20 protein-coding genes are annotated in these 22234 nt (G+C 64.3%); 11 read left to right on the forward strand and 9 right to left on the reverse strand.

Annotated elements, in window-relative coordinates:
• The first annotated feature begins 119 nt into the window (after positions 1 to 119).
• The 4 genes from CK224_RS14510 to CK224_RS14525 all read left to right on the forward strand — a co-directional run bounded on the left by CK224_RS14510 (position 120) and on the right by CK224_RS14525 (position 4497).
• A complete protein-coding gene (locus CK224_RS14510; protein ID WP_066995941.1) occupies positions 120 to 1346 on the forward strand; it encodes a urate hydroxylase PuuD in 1227 nt (408 codons plus the stop codon).
• A 2-nt stretch (positions 1347 to 1348) separates the two neighbouring features.
• Positions 1349 to 2662, forward strand: coding sequence for a guanine deaminase (guaD, locus tag CK224_RS14515; RefSeq protein ID WP_095782231.1), 1314 nt, complete (start codon positions 1349 to 1351; stop codon positions 2660 to 2662).
• A gap of 75 nt (positions 2663 to 2737) precedes the next feature.
• The gene (locus CK224_RS14520) at positions 2738 to 3241 is read left to right on the forward strand and encodes a heme-degrading domain-containing protein (RefSeq protein ID WP_095782232.1); all 504 of its coding nucleotides are present in this window, start codon (positions 2738 to 2740) and stop codon (positions 3239 to 3241) included.
• Positions 3238 to 4497: a glycerate kinase gene (locus CK224_RS14525; protein ID WP_095782233.1), complete on the forward strand. Its 1260-nt coding sequence runs from the start codon at positions 3238 to 3240 to the stop codon at positions 4495 to 4497. The genes CK224_RS14520 and CK224_RS14525 overlap by 4 nt, the downstream gene beginning before the upstream one ends.
• A gap of 291 nt (positions 4498 to 4788) precedes the next feature.
• Here CK224_RS14525 and CK224_RS14530 read toward each other — a convergent pair whose 3' ends face one another.
• From CK224_RS14530 to CK224_RS14555, 6 genes are all read right to left on the reverse strand, one after another.
• Positions 4789 to 6255, reverse strand: coding sequence for a UdgX family uracil-DNA binding protein (locus tag CK224_RS14530; RefSeq protein WP_095782234.1), 1467 nt, complete (start codon positions 6253 to 6255; stop codon positions 4789 to 4791).
• Positions 6256 to 6257: 2 nt separating this feature from the next.
• On the reverse strand, positions 6258 to 7493 hold the full coding sequence (locus tag CK224_RS14535; RefSeq protein WP_066995928.1) for a putative DNA modification/repair radical SAM protein: 1236 nt from the start codon (positions 7491 to 7493) through the stop codon (positions 6258 to 6260).
• A gap of 89 nt (positions 7494 to 7582) precedes the next feature.
• Complete coding sequence (locus CK224_RS14540; protein WP_095782235.1) at positions 7583 to 8989, reverse strand: glutamine synthetase family protein; 1407 nt, start codon at positions 8987 to 8989, stop codon at positions 7583 to 7585.
• Between the two features lie 11 nt (positions 8990 to 9000).
• A complete protein-coding gene (locus tag CK224_RS14545) occupies positions 9001 to 10377 on the reverse strand; it encodes an aspartate aminotransferase family protein (protein ID WP_095782236.1) in 1377 nt (458 codons plus the stop codon).
• 189 nt (positions 10378 to 10566) lie between these two features.
• On the reverse strand, positions 10567 to 11541 hold the full coding sequence (locus CK224_RS14550; protein WP_095782237.1) for a WD40 repeat domain-containing protein: 975 nt from the start codon (positions 11539 to 11541) through the stop codon (positions 10567 to 10569).
• Positions 11542 to 11805: 264 nt separating this feature from the next.
• Positions 11806 to 12867, reverse strand: coding sequence for a GTP-binding protein (locus CK224_RS14555; protein ID WP_067003322.1), 1062 nt, complete (start codon positions 12865 to 12867; stop codon positions 11806 to 11808).
• 358 nt (positions 12868 to 13225) lie between these two features.
• On the opposite strand from CK224_RS14555, the gene CK224_RS14560 reads away from it, so the two are divergent.
• Positions 13226 to 13696: a MarR family transcriptional regulator gene (locus CK224_RS14560; RefSeq protein WP_067003705.1), complete on the forward strand. Its 471-nt coding sequence runs from the start codon at positions 13226 to 13228 to the stop codon at positions 13694 to 13696.
• A gap of 180 nt (positions 13697 to 13876) precedes the next feature.
• On the opposite strand, the gene CK224_RS14565 is transcribed toward CK224_RS14560, so the two are convergent.
• Complete coding sequence (locus CK224_RS14565) at positions 13877 to 14728, reverse strand: AraC family transcriptional regulator (protein ID WP_095782238.1); 852 nt, start codon at positions 14726 to 14728, stop codon at positions 13877 to 13879.
• Between the two features lie 33 nt (positions 14729 to 14761).
• Here CK224_RS14565 and CK224_RS14570 point away from each other — a divergent pair, with 33 nt between their 5' ends.
• From CK224_RS14570 to CK224_RS14590, 5 genes are all read left to right on the forward strand, one after another.
• Positions 14762 to 15169, forward strand: coding sequence for a DUF2000 family protein (locus CK224_RS14570; protein WP_067003707.1), 408 nt, complete (start codon positions 14762 to 14764; stop codon positions 15167 to 15169).
• 340 nt (positions 15170 to 15509) lie between these two features.
• Complete coding sequence (locus CK224_RS14575) at positions 15510 to 16394, forward strand: DMT family transporter (protein ID WP_067003709.1); 885 nt, start codon at positions 15510 to 15512, stop codon at positions 16392 to 16394.
• Between the two features lie 59 nt (positions 16395 to 16453).
• On the forward strand, positions 16454 to 17476 hold the full coding sequence (locus CK224_RS14580) for a LacI family DNA-binding transcriptional regulator (protein ID WP_067324144.1): 1023 nt from the start codon (positions 16454 to 16456) through the stop codon (positions 17474 to 17476).
• Entirely contained in the window at positions 17473 to 18456 is a 984-nt protein-coding gene (locus tag CK224_RS14585) for a 2-hydroxyacid dehydrogenase (RefSeq protein ID WP_067003331.1), read from the forward strand. Before CK224_RS14580 ends, CK224_RS14585 begins: the two co-directional genes overlap by 4 nt.
• A 131-nt stretch (positions 18457 to 18587) precedes the next feature.
• Positions 18588 to 18980 (forward strand): hypothetical protein, encoded by a 393-nt coding sequence (locus CK224_RS14590; protein WP_067003333.1) that lies wholly within the window; start codon positions 18588 to 18590, stop codon positions 18978 to 18980.
• Between the two features lie 6 nt (positions 18981 to 18986).
• Here the strand turns inward: CK224_RS14590 and CK224_RS14595 are convergent, their stop codons facing one another.
• Positions 18987 to 19760: a gamma-glutamyl-gamma-aminobutyrate hydrolase family protein gene (locus CK224_RS14595; RefSeq protein ID WP_095782240.1), complete on the reverse strand. Its 774-nt coding sequence runs from the start codon at positions 19758 to 19760 to the stop codon at positions 18987 to 18989.
• Positions 19761 to 20005: 245 nt separating this feature from the next.
• Here CK224_RS14595 and CK224_RS14600 point away from each other — a divergent pair, with 245 nt between their 5' ends.
• The gene (locus CK224_RS14600) at positions 20006 to 21115 is read left to right on the forward strand and encodes a TRAP transporter substrate-binding protein (protein ID WP_095782241.1); all 1110 of its coding nucleotides are present in this window, start codon (positions 20006 to 20008) and stop codon (positions 21113 to 21115) included.
• Between the two features lie 83 nt (positions 21116 to 21198).
• Here the strand turns inward: CK224_RS14600 and CK224_RS14605 are convergent, their stop codons facing one another.
• Positions 21199 to 22227, reverse strand: coding sequence for a zinc-dependent alcohol dehydrogenase family protein (locus CK224_RS14605; RefSeq protein WP_095782242.1), 1029 nt, complete (start codon positions 22225 to 22227; stop codon positions 21199 to 21201).
• Positions 22228 to 22234 lie beyond the last annotated feature (7 nt).

A 22234-nucleotide genomic window follows, 5' to 3' on the forward strand; every position in this document is an offset into this window, starting at 1 on the left:
GACGACCCTAGTATTTTCCATTTTTTTTTGAAAGTCATCGCGCGCCCCGCCTCTTTTCGTTTGCGCTCCAGACCGTAAAGTCGCCTGATCGGCAGGGACGATTTCCCAGGGGCGACTCGATGATGGATTTTGCGATTTTCTGGGACTGGCTGAGCTTCGCCGTCCGCTGGCTGCATGTCATCACCGGCATCGCCTGGATCGGCTCGTCCTTCTATTTCGTCGCCCTCGATCTCGGGCTGCGCCAGCGTCCCGGCCTGCCCGCCGGCGCCTTCGGCGAGGAGTGGCAGGTGCATGGCGGCGGCTTCTACCACATCCAGAAATATCTGGTGGCGCCGGCCGAAATGCCGGAGCACCTGACCTGGTTCAAATGGGAATCCTACGCCACCTGGCTGTCGGGCTTCGCCATGCTTTGCGTGGTCTACTATGCCGGCGCCGACCTCTTCCTGATCGACCCCAACGTGCTCAACATCTCGGTGCCCGTCGGCATCCTCTTGTCGCTCGCCACGATCGGCGTCGGCTGGATCGTCTACGACCTGCTCTGCCGCTCGCCGCTCGGCAAAAGCGATACCGGCCTGATGCTGGTGCTCTACTGCGTGCTGGTCTTCATCGCCTGGGGGCTGACCCACCTCTTCACCGGCCGCGCTGCCTTCCTGCATCTCGGCGCCATCACCGCCACGATCATGTCGGCCAATGTCTTCATGGTCATCATCCCCAACCAGAAGATCGTCGTCGCCGACCTGATCGCCGGCCGCAAGCCGGACCCGAAATACGGCAAGATTGCCAAGCAGCGCTCGCTGCACAACAACTACCTGACCTTGCCGGTGCTGTTTCTGATGCTGTCGAACCACTACCCGCTGGCCTTCGGCACGCAGTTCAACTGGGTCATCGCGTCGCTGGTCTTCATCATCGGCGTGCTGATCCGGCACTATTTCAACACCGTGCACGCGAGGAAGGGCAACCCGACCTGGACCTGGCTGGGTGCCGCCGTGCTGTTCATGATCGTCATCTGGCTGTCGACCGTGCCCAAGGTGCTGACAGCGGAGCCCAAGACCTCCGCCGCATCCGCTGCTGCCCAGGTCTACATCGCCTCGGCGCATTTCCCGGCCGTGCGCGACACCGTGCTCGGCCGTTGTTCGATGTGCCATACCGAAGAGCCGGCCTATGAAGGCATCTACCATGCGCCGAAGGGCGTGTTGCTCGACACCGACGCGCGCATCGCCGAGCATGCCCGGGAGATCTACCTCCAGGCCGGCCGCGCGCATGCCATGCCGCCCGCCAACGTCACTCAGATAACCGACCAGGAACGGGCCCTTTTGGTGGCCTGGTTCGAAGGCGCCGGAAAGTAAGCATGACCTCGAAACTCCTGCGCGGCCGCACGCTCTCCTTCCTGCGCTGGCCCGAAGCAATCGACGACCATTCCGCCTGGCGCTACGAGGAGGATGGCGGGCTGCTGATCAACGACGGCAAGATCATTGCCGCCGGTCCGCATGCCGAGATCGCCAAGCGTGCCGGCGCCGGCGTCGAGACGATCGACCATCGCCCGCATCTCATCCTGCCGGGCTTCATCGACGCACATGTGCATGTGCCGCAGATGCAGATCATCGCGTCCTACGGCGCCGAGCTGCTCGACTGGCTGAACAAATACACCTTTCCGGAGGAGTCGAAATTCGCGAACGCGCAGCATGGCCGCCGCATCGCCAGGCTCTTCCTCGACGAGATGCTGCGCCAGGGCACGACGACGGTCGTCGCCTATTGCTCGGTGCACAAATCTTCGGCCGAAGCCTTCTTCGCCGAGTCGCACGACCGCAATATGCTTAACATCGCCGGCAAGGTGATGATGGACCGCAATGCGCCGGAGGGCGTGCTCGACACGCCCCAGACCGGCTATGACGACAGCAAGGCGCTGATTGCCGAATGGCACGGCAAGGGCCGCCAGCTCTATGCCATCACCCCGCGCTTCGCCATCACCTCCTCGCCCGAGCAGATGGAGATGGCCGGCGCGCTCTGCCGTGAGCATCCCGATCTCCACATGCAGACGCATCTGTCGGAAAACCACGCCGAGATCGCCTTCACCCAGGAGCTCTACCCCTGGTCGCGCGACTACACCGACGTCTATGAGCATTACGGCCTGCTGGGCAAAAAGAGCCTGTTCGGCCACTGCATTTATCTTTCCGAGCGCGAAGCCGATGCGCTGTCGCAATCGGGTTCGGTTGCGGGGTTCTGCCCGACCTCCAACCTCTTCCTCGGTTCCGGCCTGTTCGACTACCAGCGCTACCGCCGCCGCGAAAAGCCGCTTAGGATCGCTGCCGCCAGCGATGTCGGCGGCGGCACCAATTATTCGATGCTGCGGACCATGGACGAGGGCTACAAAGTCATCGCGCTGAATGGCGAGAAGCTGAACCCCTTCCAGTCCTTCTGGCAGCTGACGCGCGGCAATGCCGAAGCGCTGTCTGTCGCCGAAAAAGTCGGCACGCTGGAAGAAGGCACGGATGCCGACATCGTCGTGCTCGATGCCAACGCCACGCCGGCGATGCGGCTGAGGATGGAGACGGTGGAGACCCTGGCGGAGGAGCTCTTCCTGCTGCAGACGCTGGGCGACGACCGCGCCGTGAGCGAGGTCTATGTGGCGGGTCGGCCGGCCAAGAGCGCGATTGTCGCATAGATTAAATGTGCTCGTCGCTTGACCCCGCGTCAGCCATCGGCCAAAGCGTGCGTCGACATTGACAGGGGAAACGCCATGGCTGCCGCCGACGACATTGCTCTGATCAAGAAACAGGAAGCCACGCTGGTCTTTCCGGCCTTCGACGAGGCCGTGGCCTTCCAGATAGGCGCGGCGATCAGGGAGCGGGCGCTCAACGAAAACTTGCCGATCATCGTCGATATCAGGACCTTCGACCGTCCGCTATTCTACGCCGCCATGCCGGGCTCCAACGCCTCCAACCCCGACTGGGCGCGGCGCAAGATCAATGTCGTCAAGCGCTATCTCACAAGCACCTATCGCATGGTGCTGGAGCAGCGGCGACCCGACCGCACCTTCAAGGTCGGCGAAGCGCTCGACATTGCCGACTATGTGCTGGCCGGCGGCGGCTTTCCCGTCGCGGTGAAGGGCGCAGGCGTGATCGGCGTCATCGCCGTCTCCGGTCTGCCCGAACGAGAAGACCACGGTGTCGTTGTCGATGCGCTCTGCGCCCATCTCGGAGTCGATGCGAGCAAGCTCAAGTTGCCGCCGGAAGAGCAATGACCGATCCAAAAACTTTCCTTACGTCGATCTTCAACGCCGCCGTCGCCGCCGCCGATCCGGAAAAGACGATCCGCAATCATTTGCCGGCAAAGCCGAAGGGCCGCACCATCGTTATCGGCGCCGGCAAGGGCTCGGCGCAGATGGCGGCGGCCTTCGAGAAGGTCTGGAATGGTCCGATCGATGGGCTGGTCGTGACCCGCTACGGCTATGGCGCAAAATGCGAGCGCATCGAGATCATCGAGGCGGCGCATCCGGTGCCGGACGCCGCCGGCCTCGAAGCCTCGCGTCGGCTGCTCGAGAAGGTGCGGGGATTGACCGCGGACGATCTGGTCGTGGCGCTGATTTCGGGCGGCGGCTCGGCGCTGCTGCCGTCGCCCGCTCCCGGCCTGACTCTTGCCGACGAGATCGCCGTCAACGAGGCGCTGCTCGCTTCCGGCGCGCCGATCGCGGCGATGAACACCATCCGCAAGCACGTCTCGACCATAAAGGGCGGACGGCTGGCCGGCGCCGCACATCCGGCCCGCGTCGTATCGCTGGTCGTCTCCGACATTCCCGGCGACAATCCGGCGCTGGTGGCCTCGGGGCCGACCGTCCCCGACACCGGCAGCCGCGCGGATGCGCTGGCGTCGATCGCCGCCTACGGCATGAGCCTGCCGGATGCGGTCATGGCGCATATTCAGTCTGCCTCAGCCGATGCGCCACGCTCCAACGATCCAGTCTTTGCCGGCAATGAAGTGCATCTCATCGCCTCGGCCGGCGTCTCGCTGGAAGCCGCGGCCGCCGAAGCGAAGCGGCAAGGCCTCAAGGCCGTCATCCTGTCGGATTCGATCGAGGGCGAGGCGCGCGAGGTCGGCGGCGTGCATGCCGCGATTGCCCGCGAGGTGGCGACCCGCAACCGGCCTTTCGAGAAGCCGATGCTGATCCTCTCCGGCGGTGAGACGACGGTGACGCTGCGGGCGAAAGGCAAGGGCGGCCGCAATTCCGAATTCCTGCTTGCCTTCGCCATCGGCATCGATGGGCTCAGCGGCATTCATGCTTTAGCCGCGGACACCGACGGCATCGACGGCTCCGAGGACAATGCCGGCGCCTTCGCCGACGGCACGACCGTGGCGCGCATGCGTGCCGCAGGCGTCGATGCCAAGGCTATGCTTGCCGGCAACAATGCCTGGACCGCCTTCAACGCGGTCGGCGATCTGTTCGTGCCCGGTCCGACCGGGACCAACGTCAATGATCTAAGGGCGATACTCGTCCGGTAGCGCAATAAACGCTGAAGTCGTCATTCCAGGGCGAAGCAGGAGCGAACCTCCGTCGCGGAGACCCTGGAATCCATTCCGTGACCTCGGGCATGGAATGCAGCGGAGCAGAATTGTGCATCGTTGCGACGCCTGCAGGCAACGGAATGATCCTCGGGTCTGCGCGCGCGTCGCTCCGCTCCTTGCTTCGCCCGTGGATGACGAGGCGACGGGCATCTCGCCCAATTCTCCCCAGTCGCACGACTCGTACAACAGCATCCGTCCGCGCAAGTCCCGTTCAGGCGCGCAGATCGGTCAAGCAGCCATCAACTGCTTCACCTTCTTCATATCGGTGAGAAACCGCTCCCTCTCGGCCTCCTTGTCCTCGTGCTCGCGGATGCGCAGGATGAAGGAGGGATGGATGGTGACAAAGACGCGCAAGCCGTCCTCGCGCTGGATGACATCGCCGCGCATCCTGGTGATCGGCACCGCCTTGCCGAGCAGCGACTGCGCTGCTGTCGCGCCGAGCGCCACCGCAAGATTTGGCTTGATGATGTCAAGTTCCTTGTCGAGCCACCAGCGGCAGGCACGAATTTCGCCGGCATTGGGCTTTGAATGGATCCGCCTCTTGCCGCGCGGCTCGAACTTGAAATGCTTCACCGCATTGGTCACATAGACCTTGCGGCGGTCGATCTCGGCCTGGTCCAAAATGCTGTCGAACACCTTGCCCGCGGGCCCGACGAACGGCTTGCCGGCAAGGTCCTCTTGGTCGCCGGGCTGCTCTCCAACAAACACCACGTCGGCATTCTCCGGTCCCTCGCCGAACACGGTTTGCGTAGCATCGCGCCAGAGCGGGCAACGCCGGCAACCGCTCGCCTCTTCGCGCAATGCCGGAATATCCGTACTTTCGGGCGCCACCACATCCGCCGGCTCCGGCGAAGGCCAGTGTTTTGCCTTCACTTTGGCGTGGTGCGGCGCTGGGGAGGTTGGCATCCGGGCGATCATGGCTGTCGCGGCTCTGTCCGCTCCTGCTATCAGGTCTGGAATGAGCGAGGCCTCGGGAAGGTTCCGCCAATATTTCTTCGGCATCTCCTTCTGCATCGCCTTCACCTTGAGGCGGGCCGGGTTGAAGATATTCTCGAAATAGGTCCGCCACAGCGTCTCGGCGTCGTCTTCTGCCGGCGCGTCGCGCTTGCCGGCGCCTGGGCCGATCGACAGCCGCTCGCCGTCCCAGTCGGCCGAGGCGTGCGGCGTTAGAATCGTCCAGCGCATGCCGGCGAAGCGGCGCACGAAGAAATCGGCATTGCGCTCGACGATGAAATGGTCGGGCTCGAACCAGGCGACATAACGTTCCTCCGCGCCGTCGCCGATCTTCCGGAAGCGCACGAAGGCGCGCATCTTGTGAATGTCGCGCCGAACCGCCTTTTCCATGAACTCGAGCCTGCGGATATCCGGGTCGGAAGCGATCGACAGCAGCTTCGGTTCGACGCGCAACCGCCAGAGCAGCCGATAGAGGAAGTTGAAACGCTCGGGGTCCGAATGACAGATGACCGTCTCTGCGCGTTCGATGAAGTCGCGCGGCACGACAAGCCGCGCATCTTGTCGGCAAGCCGGCAAATCGTTGGCGCGATCATCATCGTCGTGGCCAACCTGCCAAGCCACGTCTTCCGGCGGAATATCATTCGTGGCCAGCCGGCGCGCCGCATCGCGCCAACCGGCGAAATCGGTCTCGCCTTCAAGCCGGACGAGATGAGATGCGAGGCTGAGCTGGGTCCGTGCCATGGTCAAAACAGCGAAAGCTGCTCGCAAGAGCGGCTGATGATCTGGCGCAGGCCCGACTTGTCGGTGAGCGCGCCCGGCGACCAGCCTTCCGCAGTGATGAAGGGGCGTACCTTGGCGACCGAATGGCAGAGCCGTCCGACATCTTCGAGACGCAGCCGGCGATGGCGGCGCGTCTGCAGAATCCTGTCGACGACCTTCGTGCCCAACCCCGGGACACGCAGCAGCGCCTCCCGATCGGCGCGGTTGACGTCGACCGGGAACCGGCCGCGGTTGCGCAGCGCCCAGGCAAGTTTGGGATCGATGGCAAGGTCGAGCATGCCGTCATTGCTGCCGGCCAGGATTTCAGGCTGCGAGAAGCCGTAGAAGCGCATCAGCCAGTCCGCCTGGTAAAGCCGGTGCTCGCGCATCAAGGGCGGCTTCTGCAACGGCAGCGCCGCAGACGAATCCGGGATCGGACTGAAGGCGGAATAATAGACGCGGCGCAGATGGTAGCTGCCATAAAGCCGGGCGCTGGCGCGCAGGATGCCGTCGTCGGACGTTTTGTCGGCGCCGACAATCATCTGCGTCGACTGGCCGCCCGGCGCAAAGCGCTCGCGTTTGCGGCTCTGCAACGTTGGTTCGGCCTTCTCTTCGATCTTGCGGCGCAGCTTGGCCATGGAAAGCCGGATCGTTTCCGGCTTCTTTTCCGGGGCCAACTTCTTCACCCCTTCGTCGGTCGGCAGCTCGACATTGATCGACAGGCGATCGGCATAACGGCCTGCTTTTTCGATCAGTTCGGCTGACGCTTCGGGAATGGTCTTGAGGTGAATATAGCCGCCGAATTTCTCCTCGATCCTGAGCCTTCGCGCCACCTCGACCATCTCGCCCATCGTCTCGTCCGGCGAGCGGATGACGCCGGAAGACAGGAACAGACCCTCGATGTAGTTGCGGCGATAAAAATCCATGGTGAGCCGCACCACCTCGTCGACGCTGAAGCGGGCTCGCCGCACATTGGAGGAGGAGCGGTTGATGCAATAGCTGCAGTCGTAAATGCAGAAATTGGTGAGCAGGATCTTCAGCAGCGAAATGCAGCGCCCGTCCGGCGCGTAGGAATGGCAGATGCCCGAGCCCTCGGTCGAACCGATGCCGCCCGATTTCAGCGAATCGCGTTTCGCCGAACCGGACGATGCGCAGGAGGCGTCGTATTTAGCGGCGTCGGACAGGATCGCCAGTTTCTCGCGGACGGAAAGCACAGCCATGCGTTCATGATATGTTCCAGAAAGTCGCCTGGCTATAACTTTTGAGTGTCGCGGCGAAACGTGATCACTCCGTCTGCGAGGCCAAGTCCTCAGACCTCGTGGAGGTAGAGGTGGTAGTCGAGTTCGCTGACGGTGCGTGCGACGCGCAGATATTCCGCCTGCTTGATCGCCACGAAGGTCCGGTGCAGGTCGGGACCGAGCGCCGATTTCAGGAATTCGGAGCCACGTGCGGCCTCGATCGCGGCGCGCCAATCGGTCGGCATGGTGGAGGCTTCCGTTGGCTGCTCGTAACCGTTGCCGGTCGTTTCCGGTCCGGGGTCAAGGGCCTCGTCGAGGCCCTTGACGATGCCCGCCAGCACCGTCGCCGCCACAAGATAAGGGTTTGCGTCGACGCCGGACGGCCGGTGCTCGATACGCCGGTTCATCGCATCGCCCGCCGGCACGCGCAACGCCACGGAGCGGTTGTTGACGCCCCAGGTCGGCGCCACCGGCGCATAGGATTGCGCCACGAAACGCCGCCATGAATTGGCATGCGGCGCAAACACCAGCATCGATTCCGCCATGGTGTGGATCAGGCCGCCAAGCGCGTTGAGCAGGCTGGGCGACCATTTCTCGCCGGCAGATTCGGTGAAGACGTTGCGGCCGGCATCGTCCTGCAGCGAGACGTGGAAATGCATGCCCGAACCGGCATAGGCCTCGATCGGCTTGGCCATGAAGCAGGCGGTGACGCCGTGCCGGCGCGCCTGCGCCCTCACCAGCCGCTTCAGCATGACCAGGTCGTCGGCCGCCCGCATCACGTCCTTGCGGTAGTTGAGCGTCAGCTCGTACTGTCCGGGCGCATATTCGGAAATCACCGTCTCGGCCGGAATGCCTTGCGCCCTGGCGGCGGCGTAGATGTCGGAAAACAGCGGCTCCATGCCGTGCAGGTGGTCGACCGAATAGACTTCCGTTTTGCCCGAGCGGCGGCCGTCGAGCACCGCGCGCGCCGCCTGCACCTTGCCGTCGGCGTCGCGCTCATTGGCGAGCAGAAAAAATTCCAGCTCGAAGGCGCCGGCCGGATGCAGGCCGCGCGCCGCCAGGAGCTCGACTTGCCTTGCCAGCACCAGCCGCGGATCGGAGGTCATCGGCTGGCCGTCGAGACGATACATCGCCATCAGCAACTGGCCGCGCGGCGGCTTGGTGCCGTGCAGCGGCACCAGCGTGCCTGGGACCGGCCATGCCCTGAGGTCGCCGTCGCCGGTGTCCCAGATCAGCCCGGTCTCGTGGACATCCTCACCGGTGATGTCGAGGCCGAGGATCGAGATCGGCATATGCCTTCCGCCCTCGAAAATGCTCATTAGCTCGTGCCGGCGCACGATCTTGCCGCGGCCGATGCCGTTGGCGTCGGTGAGCACGATGTCGAAGGCCTCGATGTCGGGATGGGCGGCGAGAAACGCTTTCGCCTCGGCCGGCGTCGAGCCCGAAGGGGAGGTCACAACTGTGCTCGGATTGTCCATAGCCGCTTGTCTCATGCCGTAAGCCTGGCGGCAACCGCGGCGAAAGCCGCGATCAGGCGGCTTACCTGCGCCGCGGTCGTCGCCGGCGAGATCAGCATCATATTGTGGAACGGCGCGATCAGCACGCCGCGATTGACCAGCGCGACATGGACGGCGGCTTCGAGTTCCGGCGCATGTGCCGTCTCCGCCTCGCCGCCGTTCTTGAGCGGCCCGGGCGCGCAGATGAACTCGACGCGGGCGCCGACGCGCGCGACATGCCAAGGCAGCTTGTTTCGCTCGATGACGTCGGAGAGCCCCGCGTCGAGGCGGCGCGCCAGCCGGTCCATATGCGCATAGGCTTCCTCGGTCATTACCTCTTCGAGCGTCGCCCGCATCGCCGCGAATTGCAGCGGGTTGGCCGACAGCGTGGTGCCCATGCCGGAATAGCCGGGCTCCTTGCTGCGATTGTAGGTGCCGTAGCGCGTCGCGACCTCCTCGCTCATGCCCCAGATGCTGGCCGGCACGCCTCCGGCCACCGGCTTGCCGAGCACGAACAGGTCCGGCTCCAGCCCGTGCCGTCGCGTGTAACCGCCGGGCCCGGTTGAAATGGTGTGCGTCTCGTCGATCAAAAGCAGCGTGCCGGCGGCCCGGGTGAGGCGCCGCAGCGCGTCGTGGAAGCCGGGCTCCGGCAGCACCATGCAGGAATTGGTCAGCACCGGTTCGGTGATCACGCAGGCCACATCACGGTCGCCAAGTGCCGCTTCCAATGCTGCAATATCGTTGAATTCGATAACCTTGGTTGCCCGTGTAAGATCGCGGAACTCGCCTGCCAGCCCAGGCCGGTTGACCGGCCTGCCGTCGATCAGTCGCACCATCGTCTCGTCGACCGAGCCGTGATAGCAGCCGTTGAAGACAAGGATCTTTTCGCGCCCCGTCACCGCGCGGGCGACCCGCAAGGCGAAGCGGTTGGCATCGGTGGCGGTGGTGGCGACCTGCCAATAAGGCAGGCCGAAGCGCTGCTGCAAGAGCGGACCGATCGCCAGCGCATCCTCGCTGGGCAGCATATAGGTCAAGCCGCGTGCTGCCTGCCGGCGGATGGCGCGGGCGACCGGCGGCGGCGAATGGCCGAGCATCGAGCCGGTGTCGCCGAGGCAGAAATCGTCGAGCTTGTTGCCGTCGACATCGATAATCTTGGCGCTCTTGGCGCTGTCGACCAGGATCGGGAAAGGCGTCGGCCAGTCGGCCATCCAATGCATCGGCACGCCGCCGAGGAAGCCGGCCATGCCGTTGCCAACCTTGGCCTCGGACTTTGGCCGCGCCTTGCGGAAGGCGGCCGCCTCCGTTTCGCGCAGTTCCGCGATGCGGGCGGCGGCGATGCCGCCGATGGAAGTCCGGTCGATTGAATGCATGAAGCCCCTCTTTCTCGCGCGCCACTCTGCCAACCGGTCGGCAAAACCGCAATTGGCCGCGCAGGTGGCGGGCGTTGGCTCAGGCAGTAGGGATTAAGGGATTAAGGAAGTAGGGGAGTAGGGCATTGGGAAGACAGCGGAGGAAGGCTCTCCTTCCCTATTCCCTTGCCGCCCTATTCCCCTAATCCCTTACGCAGTGATGTCGATCACGCCGCAATCGCCGGCCGCGCTGCCGAAGACGATGCGGCGCTCTTCCTTGTCCCACATCATCGAGGTGATGGCGCCTTTGCCGGGACGACGCAGCAGCACTTCCTTGGCGTCGGCGAAGCGGGCCGCGATCACCATGCCGTCCTCATAGCCGATCGCGGTGACCTCCTGGCTGGGATGGCAGGCAACGCACGTCACCATGGTATTGCCGCGCGTGCCGAGCTCCAGTGGCGCCTTGCCCATCGGCCCGTCCTTGCTGGCGAAAGGCCACACGATCGCCGCCGGCGCGCCGGAGCTCGCCAGCCATTTGCCCTTCACGCTCCAGGACAGGCTTTTGACCTTGCCCGGATAGCCGCTCATGCGCATGTGCTTGCCGTCCGCCAGCTTCCAGCCATGCAACGCGTTTTCCTGCATGGTCGTGATCAGGAAAGCGCTGTCCGGCGAAAAGCTGATCCCGGTATGGGCGCCGGCCCATTCGAGCTCGACCGGCTTGCCCTCCGCCGCCGGGAAATGCAGCGTCGCGCCATTGTAGCGGGCAACGCCGAAGCGCATGCCCTTGGGCGAGAAGGCGAGCCCTTCCACCGAGCGCGGATGCGCGAATTCCTTGATCTTGCCGTCGGCGAAACGGACGAACGCCGTCTTGCCAGAGGCATAGGCGACTGCGCCCTGAGGGCCCGCCGCAACGCTGGTGATCCATTTTCTGCCGGCGCTGGCAAGTTCGCTCGCCTCGCCGCCGGCCTTGACCGCAAACACCTTGCCGTCCTCGCCGCCGGTGATCAGGCGGTCGTTCGCCGCATCGTGGAAGGCGGCGAGCAGCCCGTCATTCGCCTGTACGGTCTTGTGCCCATTGTCGAGCCGATGGATCGCGCCGTCGGCCAAAGCGAAATGCGGCACGTCGCCGAGGAAGACGGCGGCGACGCAATGGCCTTCGAGATCAAGCGGGGCGACTGTCGGCATGGGGATGGTCCATTCGATTTCTGCCCTTCCCCTTAAGGGGTTGAGCTACGGGTCTCAACCCGCTTCGGATCGCAAACGAGGAATGGCGCGAGCGTTGCGGCTCTCCCTTCTCCCCCTGTGGGAGACGGTGGCCGAGCGAAGCTCGGTCGGATGAGGGTGTTCCAGCTTGGCAAAGACGGCGATCCGTCCAACACCCCTCAACCGTCTCGGCGCTGCGCGCCGATCCACCTTCTCCCACAAGGGGAGAAGGTCAGGGCGGCCAAATCAAGCCGCCTGGCAGGCTTCAAAACTCTTCCTGAGGCGCTCGGCGTCGAGATCGCGGCCGATGAAGACCAGCCGGCTTTCATGCTTCTCGCCGTCCTTCCAGGCGCGCTGGTGGTCGCCTTCGAGGATCATGTGCACGCCTTGCAGCACATAGCGGTCCTCGTCGCCCTTCAGCGCGATGATGCCCTTAAGCCTGAGGATGTTCGGCCCTTCCATCTGGGTCACCTTCTCGATCCAGGGGAAGAACTTCTTCGGATCCATCTCGCCGCCGCGCAGCGAGACCGACTTCACCGTGACATCGTGGATGTCGGAAGGATGGCCGTGGTGATGGTGATCGTGCCCGTCGTGATGATGGTGGTGGTCGTGATCGCAATCCGGACCGCATTCATGGTCGTGATCGTGGTCGTGCGCCTCGAGGAAATGCGGATCGTTCTCCAGCGCGCGTGAGAGGTCGAAGGCGCCGCGGTCGAGCACTTCGCCGAGCGCCACCCCGGCGCGCTGGGTGCGATGGATCCTGGCCGCCGGGTTGATGGCGCGGATCGTCGCCTCGACCTTTTCGAGCTCTTCCGGGGTGACGAGATCGGTCTTGTTCAGCACCACCACATCGGCGAAGGCGATCTGGTCCTCGGCCTCCTTCGAGTCCTTCAGGCGCAGCGGCAGGTGCTTGGCGTCAACCAGCGCCACCACCGCGTCGAGCTTGGTTTTGGAGCGCACATCGTCGTCCATGAAGAAGGTCTGCGCCACCGGCACCGGGTCGGCCAAGCCAGTGGTCTCGACCACGATGGCATCGAAACGGCCGGGCCGCCGCATCAGGCCCTCTACGACGCGGATCAGGTCGCCGCGCACCGTGCAGCACACGCAGCCATTGTTCATCTCATAGATTTCCTCGTCGGATTCGACGATCAGATCGTTGTCGATGCCGATCTCGCCGAACTCGTTGACTATGACCGCGTAACGCTTGCCGTGGTTCTCCGACAGGATGCGGTTGAGCAGCGTCGTCTTGCCCGCGCCGAGATAGCCGGTGAGAACGGTTACGGGGATCTGCGTCTGTGCATCGCTCATGGCCTGCCTCGAAAAATCTGTGCCTCGAAGGATTTGTCGGCCTCATATAGGATGCGAGCCGCGCTTTTGCACGCGCCAAACCGATGGGCCAGCCGGTCCCGATCGGGGCAGCCGCAGTGGGTTAAAGGAACAGGGCAGCCGCACGGCATCAGAGCCCCTCCGGGATGTTCCGCTGTGAATGCCGGCGGGCCAAAAGTCGTTTGTCATCTAACTGAAATAAACATCTGGCATCACCTGCGCGGGCACCGCAATGCTTGCCGGCAAAGTGTTTGCAGGCCGGACTCGTTAAATCGTCATTTGCCAGCCGCCGGACAGCCTCTATGCTGCCCGCGCCGGTTCGGCCGAAGAGGGAATGACCATGGCCAAGGCGGACAGAACAGCGACTATGAGCCGGCTGCATTCGGCAGCGCGGCTGGCGCGCACGGCGCTTGCTGCGCGGCTTCTGGCACATGGCTTCTACGCCGGCCAGGACCAGATCATGCTGGCGCTCGACCGCGAAGACGGCCAGACACCCGGCAATCTCGCCGACAAGCTCGGCGTACGTCCGCCGACGATCACAAAAACCATCAACAGGCTGCAGGCGCAGGGTTTTCTCGAAAAGCGCGCCTCCAACGCCGATGCCCGCCAGGCCCATATTTTCCTCACCGGCTCCGGCCGCGAAACCATCCGCGCCATCGAGAAATCGGTCAAGAAGACCGAGAAGCAGGCGCTGAGGGGTCTCGACAAGAAAGACCAGAAGGCGCTGTTCAAGCTGCTCGCCCGCATCGAGGCCAACCTGTCGAACGAGGACCTGATCCTCATCGACGACGACGCCGAGCTGGATGATTAACGAGCGACGCGCAGCGTCGTCTCGAGCGACGCGTGAGCGCAGCATCGTCGCTTAGCCGCTGGGCGTTGGTGGCCACGAGCGACGCGTAAGCGTCGTCTCGAGCGACGCAAGCGCGATGCACAGCGTCGTCGCTTCAGCCACCACCCAAGCATCGGCAGCTTATCGGAAAGGGCGACGACGCTACGCGTCGCGCACCAGCGTCGCCCAGCGTCCCGGCGTCAGCCCGAACGCCTTCTTGAAATGCCGGTTGAAATGGCTCTGATCGCTGAAGCCGGCCGCAACAGCGGTTTCGGCAAGCGGCTCTCCCGCTTCGATCATGCGCCGTGCTCGCTGCAGCCGACGCATCAACAGGAAGCGATGCGGGCTTGTCGAATAGGTCGCGCGGAAATGGCGCGACAGCGCGTAACGGTCGAGGCCGGTAACCGCCTCCAGCTCGTCGGAACGCACCGGCCGTTCAGCATTTTCTTCGAGATAGTCGCGGGCCAGCGCGGCAGCCCGCCACGCGATCTTTCCGGTTGATTTTGCCGGCTGTCCGGCATGGCGTTTCAATTGCTGCGCCAGCTGCGCGATGAAATCGGCCACGAACAGGTCGTCGAGCTCCTCGGTGAGCGGTGTTAGCGCCGACAGCAGCGTGCCGCGCAACTGAGGGTCGCTCACCACAGCATCCTTAACGAAAGGGAGCGGCGAACCGTGGAGGCAATCGAGCAGCAGCGACGGCTCGAGATAGAGAATCCTGTATCGTAAGCCGTGCTCGGTGCCGGCGCCGCCGTCATGCAGTTCGTCGGGATGCAGAACGATTGCCTGGCCGGGGAGGCTGTGCCGAAGCGCGCCGCGATAGTGGAAGCGCTGCACGCCGTCGAGCGTCACGCCGATGGCGTAGGTGTCGTGGCGGTGCAGGTCGAAAGCATTGCCGTGGAATCGCGCCTCGATGCGCTCGAGGCCCGTGGCGCCGGGCGCCGAAACGATCCGGTCGTCCTCAGCGCACGAACGTTCAAGACCTCCCAGCGCCTCATTGCCTAGATCGTGCGCCATGGTCCCTGATCCACATCTCGGAGAGACATTTTGGTGTTCGACACGAAATTTGCAATCGTGCTCAAGGAAGATCTCGCCGTCTGGCAGAAGCTCAACGTTACCGCTTTCCTGACCAGCGGCATCGTCGCGCAATGTCCTGAAATCATCGGCGAGGCCTATCGCGACCGCGCCGGCAATTTCTTCAATCCGCTCTCGATCCAGCCCGTTATCGTGCTGTCGGCAGACGGGTCGACGCTTGCCGCGATCCACCGCCGGGCCCTGGAGCGCGGCGTGACGACATCGGCCTATGTCGAGGAGATGTTCTCCACCGGCCATGACCTGGCCAACCGCGCCGTCTTCGCCGAATTCGCGCCGGACGACGCCAAGATCGTCGGCATCGCGCTGCGCGCCGAAAAGAAGCTCGTCGACAAGATTACCAAGGGCGCCCGCATGCATGCTTGATTCTCCGGGAAGGATGCTCTTGGTGACTGATTGACCATTCGTCCGGACGACGTCGCGCACGTTCGAGATTGGCCGCGACCTCCCTGCTTCGCCAGCCTGGGGTCTGCGAGCGTCGCGTCGCTCCTTGCTCCGCACGGGATGACGAACCAGGAACGTTCTGCTGATCGCCAAGGCACTGCGCTCTAAGCCTGTCGGCACGTCTTGTTGGGCCAGTCGCTTTTGGCTTGCCGGTCGGCGGCGATTGCCGCAAAAGAATGGCGTCTACCTCTCCTCCGGCCCGATTTTGAGCGTTCCCAAAAATCACGACGACAGCGCGACGCCGCCCGCGGCGATGCTGTTGATGCTCTGCGTCTATGTCTGCTTCACCTTTCTCGACACCTCAAGCAAATATCTGGTGCTCGCCGGCGTCTCGGCGCTGATCGTCGCCTGGGCTCGATTCATCGTGCATGTCCTGCTTGTCGGCGTTTTCCTTCGCGGTTGGCGCGAGCCGTCGCGCTTCCGCGCCAACAACCTGCCGGCGCACATCCTGCGCGGATGCCTGCTTTTCGGCTCGACCATGTTCAACATCCTGGCGCTCAGGACGCTGCAACTCGCCGAGACCACCTCGATCTATTTCTTCGGCCCGATGGTGATCACCGCATTGGCCGGCCCGCTGCTCGGCGAGTGGGCGGGCTGGCGGCGCTGGCTGGCGATCCTCACCGGCTTCGTCGGCGTCCTCATCATCACCCGGCCCGGCGTCGGCGTGTTCGGCATGGGCCATCTCTTCGCGCTGGGCTCAATGCTGTCGAATTCTTTTTACGTCATCATGACCCGGCGCATGTCGTCGACGGAGACATCCGAGAGCCTGATCCTGTTCTCGGCGCTGGCGCCGGCGGTGCTGCTCCTGCCCATGCTGCCCTTCTCATTGTCCCTGCCGCAGGACGGCTGGCGCTGGGTGATCCTTTTGATGCTCGGCGTCTTCGGCGCCGGCGGCCATTGGCTCCTGGTCCAGGCCTATCGCCTGGCGACGACGACGGCGCTCGCGCCTTACCCTTATTCGCAGATGGTTTGGATGATCATCTCCGGCTGGCTGATCTTCCACCAGTTTCCCGACCGCTGGACCCTGCTCGGCGCTGCCATCATCGTCGCCAGCGGCCTCTACATCATCCACCGCGAGCACAGGCTTCGCCTGCGCAATTCCGCTTCCTTGGACACGGAAGCCGAGAGCTTGGCAAAAAAACTTTGATTTGCCCTCGATCGATGGCATAAGCCCCATTTAAACAGTTTAAAGGCCGGGGACCAAGGCTGGCACAGAAGATCAAGCTTTCGACGATCGCGGATGCGCTTGGCGTGTCCACGGCAACGGTGTCGCTGGCGCTGCGCGACAGCCCGCTGGTCGCCGGCTCGACGCGCGAGCGCATCAAGGAGCACGCGCGCGCCATCGGCTATATCTACAACCGACGGGCCGCGTCGCTCCGCACCTCGCGCTCCGGCATTGTCGGCGTCGTCGTGCACGACATCATGAACCCGTTCTTCGCCGAGATTCTGCGCTCGATAGAAAGCGAGCTCGACCGCAGCCGCCAGACCTTCATCCTGTCCAACCATTATGACCAGCTGGAAAAGCAGCGCACCTTCATCGACACGCTGCTGCAGCTCGGCGCCGACGGCGTCATCATGTCGCCGGCCATAGGCACGCCGGCCGAGGACATCATCATGGCCGAGGAAAACGGCCTCCCGGCGGTGCTGATCGCGCGCACCGTCACCGGCGCCGACGTGCCGGTCTTCCGCGGCGACGATGCCTATGGCACGGCACTCGCGACCAACCATCTCATCTCGCTCGGCCACAAACGCATCGCCATGATCGGCGGCACCGACCAGACCTCGACCGGCCGCGACCGCTACCAGGGCTATGTCAACGCCATGGAGGCGGCCGGGCTGGAGGTGAAGCCGTCCTGGCGCATTCCTGGACCGCGCACCAAGCAGGCTGGTTTCGAGGCTGCAGGACAGTTCTTGGCGCTGAAGGACAAGCCGACCGCCGCCTGCTGCTGGAATGATCTGGTTGCGATCGGGCTGATGAACGGCATCGCGCGCGCCGGCCTGGTGCCGGGCGTCGATATTTCCGTCACTGGTTACGACGACCTGGAGGAGGCTGCGATAGCAACGCCGGCCTTGACCACGGTCTGGAATGGCCAGCGCGAGGTCGGCCGCCGCGCCGCCAGCGCGCTGCTCGACAAGCTGAACGGGCAGGCCGTGCGGCCGTCGCAGGAATTGATCAAGCCGGAGCTGCACGTGCGCCAGTCCACCGGCAAGCCGGTGGAGCGTCAATGACACAGACAGAAGCGAAGTCGCCGGTCGCCATCCTGGTGCCGGGCCGTTTCAACGACCATGCCATCGGCCGGATCGACAAGGCGTTCAAGCGCGTGCGGATCGAGCGCGCCGATCCGTCGCTCGTCACCGGCGAGATGCGCGAGAGCGTGCGCGGCATCGCCTCCTTCGGCGGCATCAGCGCGGCCATGATCGACGCGCTGCCCAATCTCGAGATCATCGCCAATTTCGGCGTCGGCTATGACTCCGTCGACGCTCGTCACGCGGCCGCCCGCGGCGTCATGGTCACCAACACGCCCGACGTGCTGACCGAAGAGGTTGCCGACACCACCATCGGCCTGTTGATCAACACTGTGCGCGAAATGTACGCCGCCGAGAAATGGCTGCGCGACGGCGACTGGGTGAGGAAGGGTGACTATCGCCTGAGCCGGCTCACCTTGCGCGGCCGCCGCGTCGGCATCTTCGGCATGGGCCGCATCGGCCTCGCCGTCGCCCGTCGCCTCGAGGCTTTCGGCCTGCCGATCGCCTATCACAACCGCCGCCAGGTCGATGGCCTGTCCTACGAGTACCATGCGACGCTGAAGGGTCTGGCCGAAGCGGTCGACACTCTGATTTGCATTGCGCCGGGCGGGGCCGCGACGGAGAAAGCCATCGACGCGGCGGTCCTGGCGGCGCTCGGCCCGAACGGCGTCTTCGTCAATATCGGCCGCGGCAGCACGGTTGATGAGGCGGCTCTGGCTGCAGCGCTCTCCAATGGCACCATCGCTGCCGCCGGGCTCGATGTCTTTGCCGACGAACCGAATGTGCCCAAAGCGCTGCTCGATGCGCCCAACACTTCCCTTCTGCCGCATGTCGGATCTGCGTCCGACCACACCCGCCGGGCCATGGCGGATCTGTGCGTCGACAATCTCATCTCCTGGTTCGGCGAGCGCCGGCCGCTGACCCCGGTGCCGGAGACGATCAACGTCAAGCCACGCGCCTGAGCGGAAGGCCGGCCACATTTATTAACGCCTGCTTAACCATCATTCTGCATACTTCGTTATGCATGTTGTCCAAATCGGCGCGTGGTTTGGAGACCGGCATGGCACGGCAAGCCAGGATGTGGAGAGGCGGAGTGAAGCTGTTAGCCGGGTTGATTGCGTCGGTCGCCTTATACGGGGGCGTTCAGTCCCTGCACGACGGCAACGGCCAAAGCGCGGTCGAGCAAGCCGGCCTCTCCAACAGCTATCGGCTGACGGCCAATGGCGACGAAGCGGCCTGCGCAATCAAGCGCGGCGCCGAGGTCTCGGACGGCCTGTCGCTGCTGACAATTGCTCCGAACTGCAGCAAGCTGATGCCCGGCATCGAGCGTGTGAAATTCTGGCGCGAGCAGGCCGACGGCTCGGTCGCGTTCAGCGAGAACGGCATCGATCCGATCGTCACCTTCGGTGTTGCTGATGGCGACGGCTACGAATCCTATGCGCCGGCCGCCCCGCTTTTGGCACTGAACGCGACGACCAGCGACTGAGTTCGGCTATTCCGCCGCCGCGCGTGCACCGGCCTTCGCCGCCGCATGCAGGCGCACGGCATCGCCGAAGGCGCGGAAGATCTTTGCCGAGTTGCTGTCCGACTTCACCCAATATTCGGGATGCCACTGGACGCCGACGGCGAAGGCGCGGGCCTCCTTGACCGAGACGGCCTCGATCGTGCCGTCGGTCGCCAAAGCCTCGACCTGCAGTTTCGATCCGAGCCGGTCGATCGCTTGGCGATGCAGCGAGTTGACCTTGATGTCGCCGGCGCCGAACACGCCGGCGAGACAGGTTCCGGGCTTGATCGAAATCGTCTGGTGGATGCCGAAGCGCTCGTCCTGATTCTCGCTCACCGGCGCGCGGTGATCGAGCGAGCCTTCACGCTCCTGGATCTCGGTGCCGAGCGTCCCGCCCAGCGCCACGTTGAGCTCCTGGATGCCGCGGCAGATGGCGAGCAGCGGCACGCCGCGCTCGATCGCCTTGCGGATCAGCGGCAGCGTGGTGGAGTCGCGCGCCGGGTCGTAGGGGCCGTTGGCCTCGCTGGGATCACCGCCATAGAGCGAGGGATGCACATTGGATTTCGAACCCGTCACCATCACGCCGTCGACCGAGGACAGCAGCTCGTCGAAATCGAGCCGGTCGCCGAAGGACGGCACCAAGAGCGGGAACACGTCGGCGCCGGCGATCGCCGCCTCGATATATTGCTGGGGCGCGGCATGCCATGTGTAGTTGTCGAACTGGCGGACATCGGTTGAGACGGCAACGAGCGGCTGCTGCATTTTGGATACGGGTTCCATCGAGGGCTAACGAATTATTCTGCCTACAAAATAGGCGATCAGCCGGCACTTTGCCATGGCAAGTTTCGGCTCTCCGAATGGGCCAGGACGGTCGACGTTAGACTATAGTTGCACGCTGCCCGCGGTGCTGGACTCGACATCTTGCCCGTGTATTGTTTCGCGCAGCCGATCAGGGCGCCGAGGATGTCCGAATATCGGTCTGTTGGTTCTAAACGGGAGGAAAATGCATGGATCGTCGTTCGTTCATCCGTAAGGCCGGTGCATCCGGTGTTGGTGTCGCGGCAGCGGCCGCCGCGCTTGCCACGCCGGCGATAGCCCAGTCCAATCCGAAAGTGACCTGGCGGCTGGCATCGTCCTTCCCGAAATCGCTCGACACGATCTATGGCGGTGCGGAAGTGTTCTCAAAAATGCTGTCGGAAGCGACCGACGGCAATTTTCAGGTTCAGGTCTTCGCCTCGGGCGAGCTCGTTCCCGGCCTGCAGGCGGCCGACGCCACCGCCGCAGGCACCGTCGAGGCATGCCACACGGTGGCATATTACTATTGGGGCAAGGACCCAACCTGGGCGCTGGGTGCCGCAGTGCCGTTCTCGCTTAACGCGCGCGGCATGAACGCTTGGCACTATCATGGCGGCGGCATTGACCTCTTCAACGAATTCCTTGCAACGCAAGGCCTGTTCGGCCTGCCGGGCGGCAACACCGGCGTGCAGATGGGCGGCTGGTTCCGCAAGCAGATCAACACGGTCGCCGATCTTTCCGGCCTCAAGATGCGCATCGGCGGCTTTGCCGGCAAGGTGGTGCAGAAGCTCGGCGTCGTGCCGCAGCAGATCGCCGGCGGCGACATCTACCCGGCCCTCGAAAAGGGGACGATCGACGCCGCCGAATGGGTCGGCCCTTATGACGACGAGAAGCTCGGCTTCTACAAGGTCGCGCCCTACTACTACTATCCCGGCTGGTGGGAAGGCGGCCCGACCGTGCATCTGATGTTCAACAAGGCAAAATACGAGGAATTGTCGCCCGCCTACAAGTCGCTGGTGCACACGGCCGCGCAAGCCGCCGACGCCAACATGCTGCAGAAATACGACTACCTCAATCCGGCGGCGGTGAAGCGGCTAGTCGCCAGCGGCGCCAAGCTGGCTCCTTTCAGCCAGGAAATCATGGCCGCCTGCTTCGAAAAGGCCAACGAAGTCTATGCCGAAATGGAGGCCAACAACGCGCCATTCAAGAAGATCTGGGAATCCATCAAAGGCTTCCGCAAGGAGCACTATCTCTGGGCTCAGGTCGCCGAATACAACTACGACACCTTCATGATGGTGCAGCAGCGTAACGCCAAGCTGTAGCCGGGGATTAGCCCTCTCCCCTATGGTGACGGGGAGAGGGCGCTGTCACCGCCGGTTTCGCCAATCGCCAACGTTGCAGGACTTCAGGTCCGGCCCGGCACGACCAGCACCTTGACCTCGCCGGGGGCGGCTGGGTTCGAGATCACCTGCGGCGCCTCTTCGAGTGGCACCTGCCTGGAAATCAGCTTGTCGATCTCGATCGCGCCGGACGCGATGAGGTCCGCGGCGCGTCGATGCGTGAAGGGATTGATGAAGGACCCGAGGACCTTCAACTCCCGGAACAGCACGTCGAAAGGCTCGAAAGCCACCTTCTGCCCCTGCGGCATCACGCCGACGATCACCACCGTGCCTCCGGCCTTGGCAATTCGCATCGACTGCTCGACCGTGTCGCGAACCCCGGCGCATTCCAGCACCACGTCGACGCCGCCCGGCACAAGCCCGGCTTTTCCGGCGATGGCCTCGATGGGATCGACGGCGCTGGGATCGACCGTAGCGGTCGCGCCGAGTTCTTCGGCCAGCGCGCGGCGCGAGGCCTGCCTGGTCGATAGGATGATGGTCGCGGCACCGGCAAGCTTCGCCAATTGCACGGTGAGCAGGCCGATGACGCCGCCGCCGAGCACCACCACCGAGTCGCCGGGCCTGATTCCGGCGAGGTCGATGCCGTGCAGGCAGCAGGCCAGCGGCTCGCAGAAGGCACCATGCGTCGGCTGGAGGTTGCCGGGCAGGAGGAAGGCCTGGCCTTGCGGCATCACGACATAATCGGCGAAACCGCCGTCGCGGTGGATGCCGATGGCCCTGAGATTGCTGCACAAATTGACGCGGCCGGCCTGGCACTGGCTGCAGCGCCCGCAGGCGATGTTGGGGTCGCCCGTGACCCGATCGCCGACGGCGATGCCGAACACCGCGTCGCCGACCGCCTCGACGATGCCGCAGAATTCGTGGCCGAGCGTGACCGGCGGCGTGCAGGGGAATTCGCCATGGAACAGGTGGCGGTCCGTGCCGCAGACGCCGCAGGCTTCGATCCGCACCAGAACATCCTCCGGCCCCGGCGCAGGTTTGTCGACCTCACGAAGGGCGATGCCGCCGATTGCTTCCAGCCGTACGGCTCTCATGACTTGG

The organism is Mesorhizobium sp. WSM3862 (genome assembly GCF_002294985.1).
GTDB lineage: Bacteria > Pseudomonadota > Alphaproteobacteria > Rhizobiales > Rhizobiaceae > Mesorhizobium.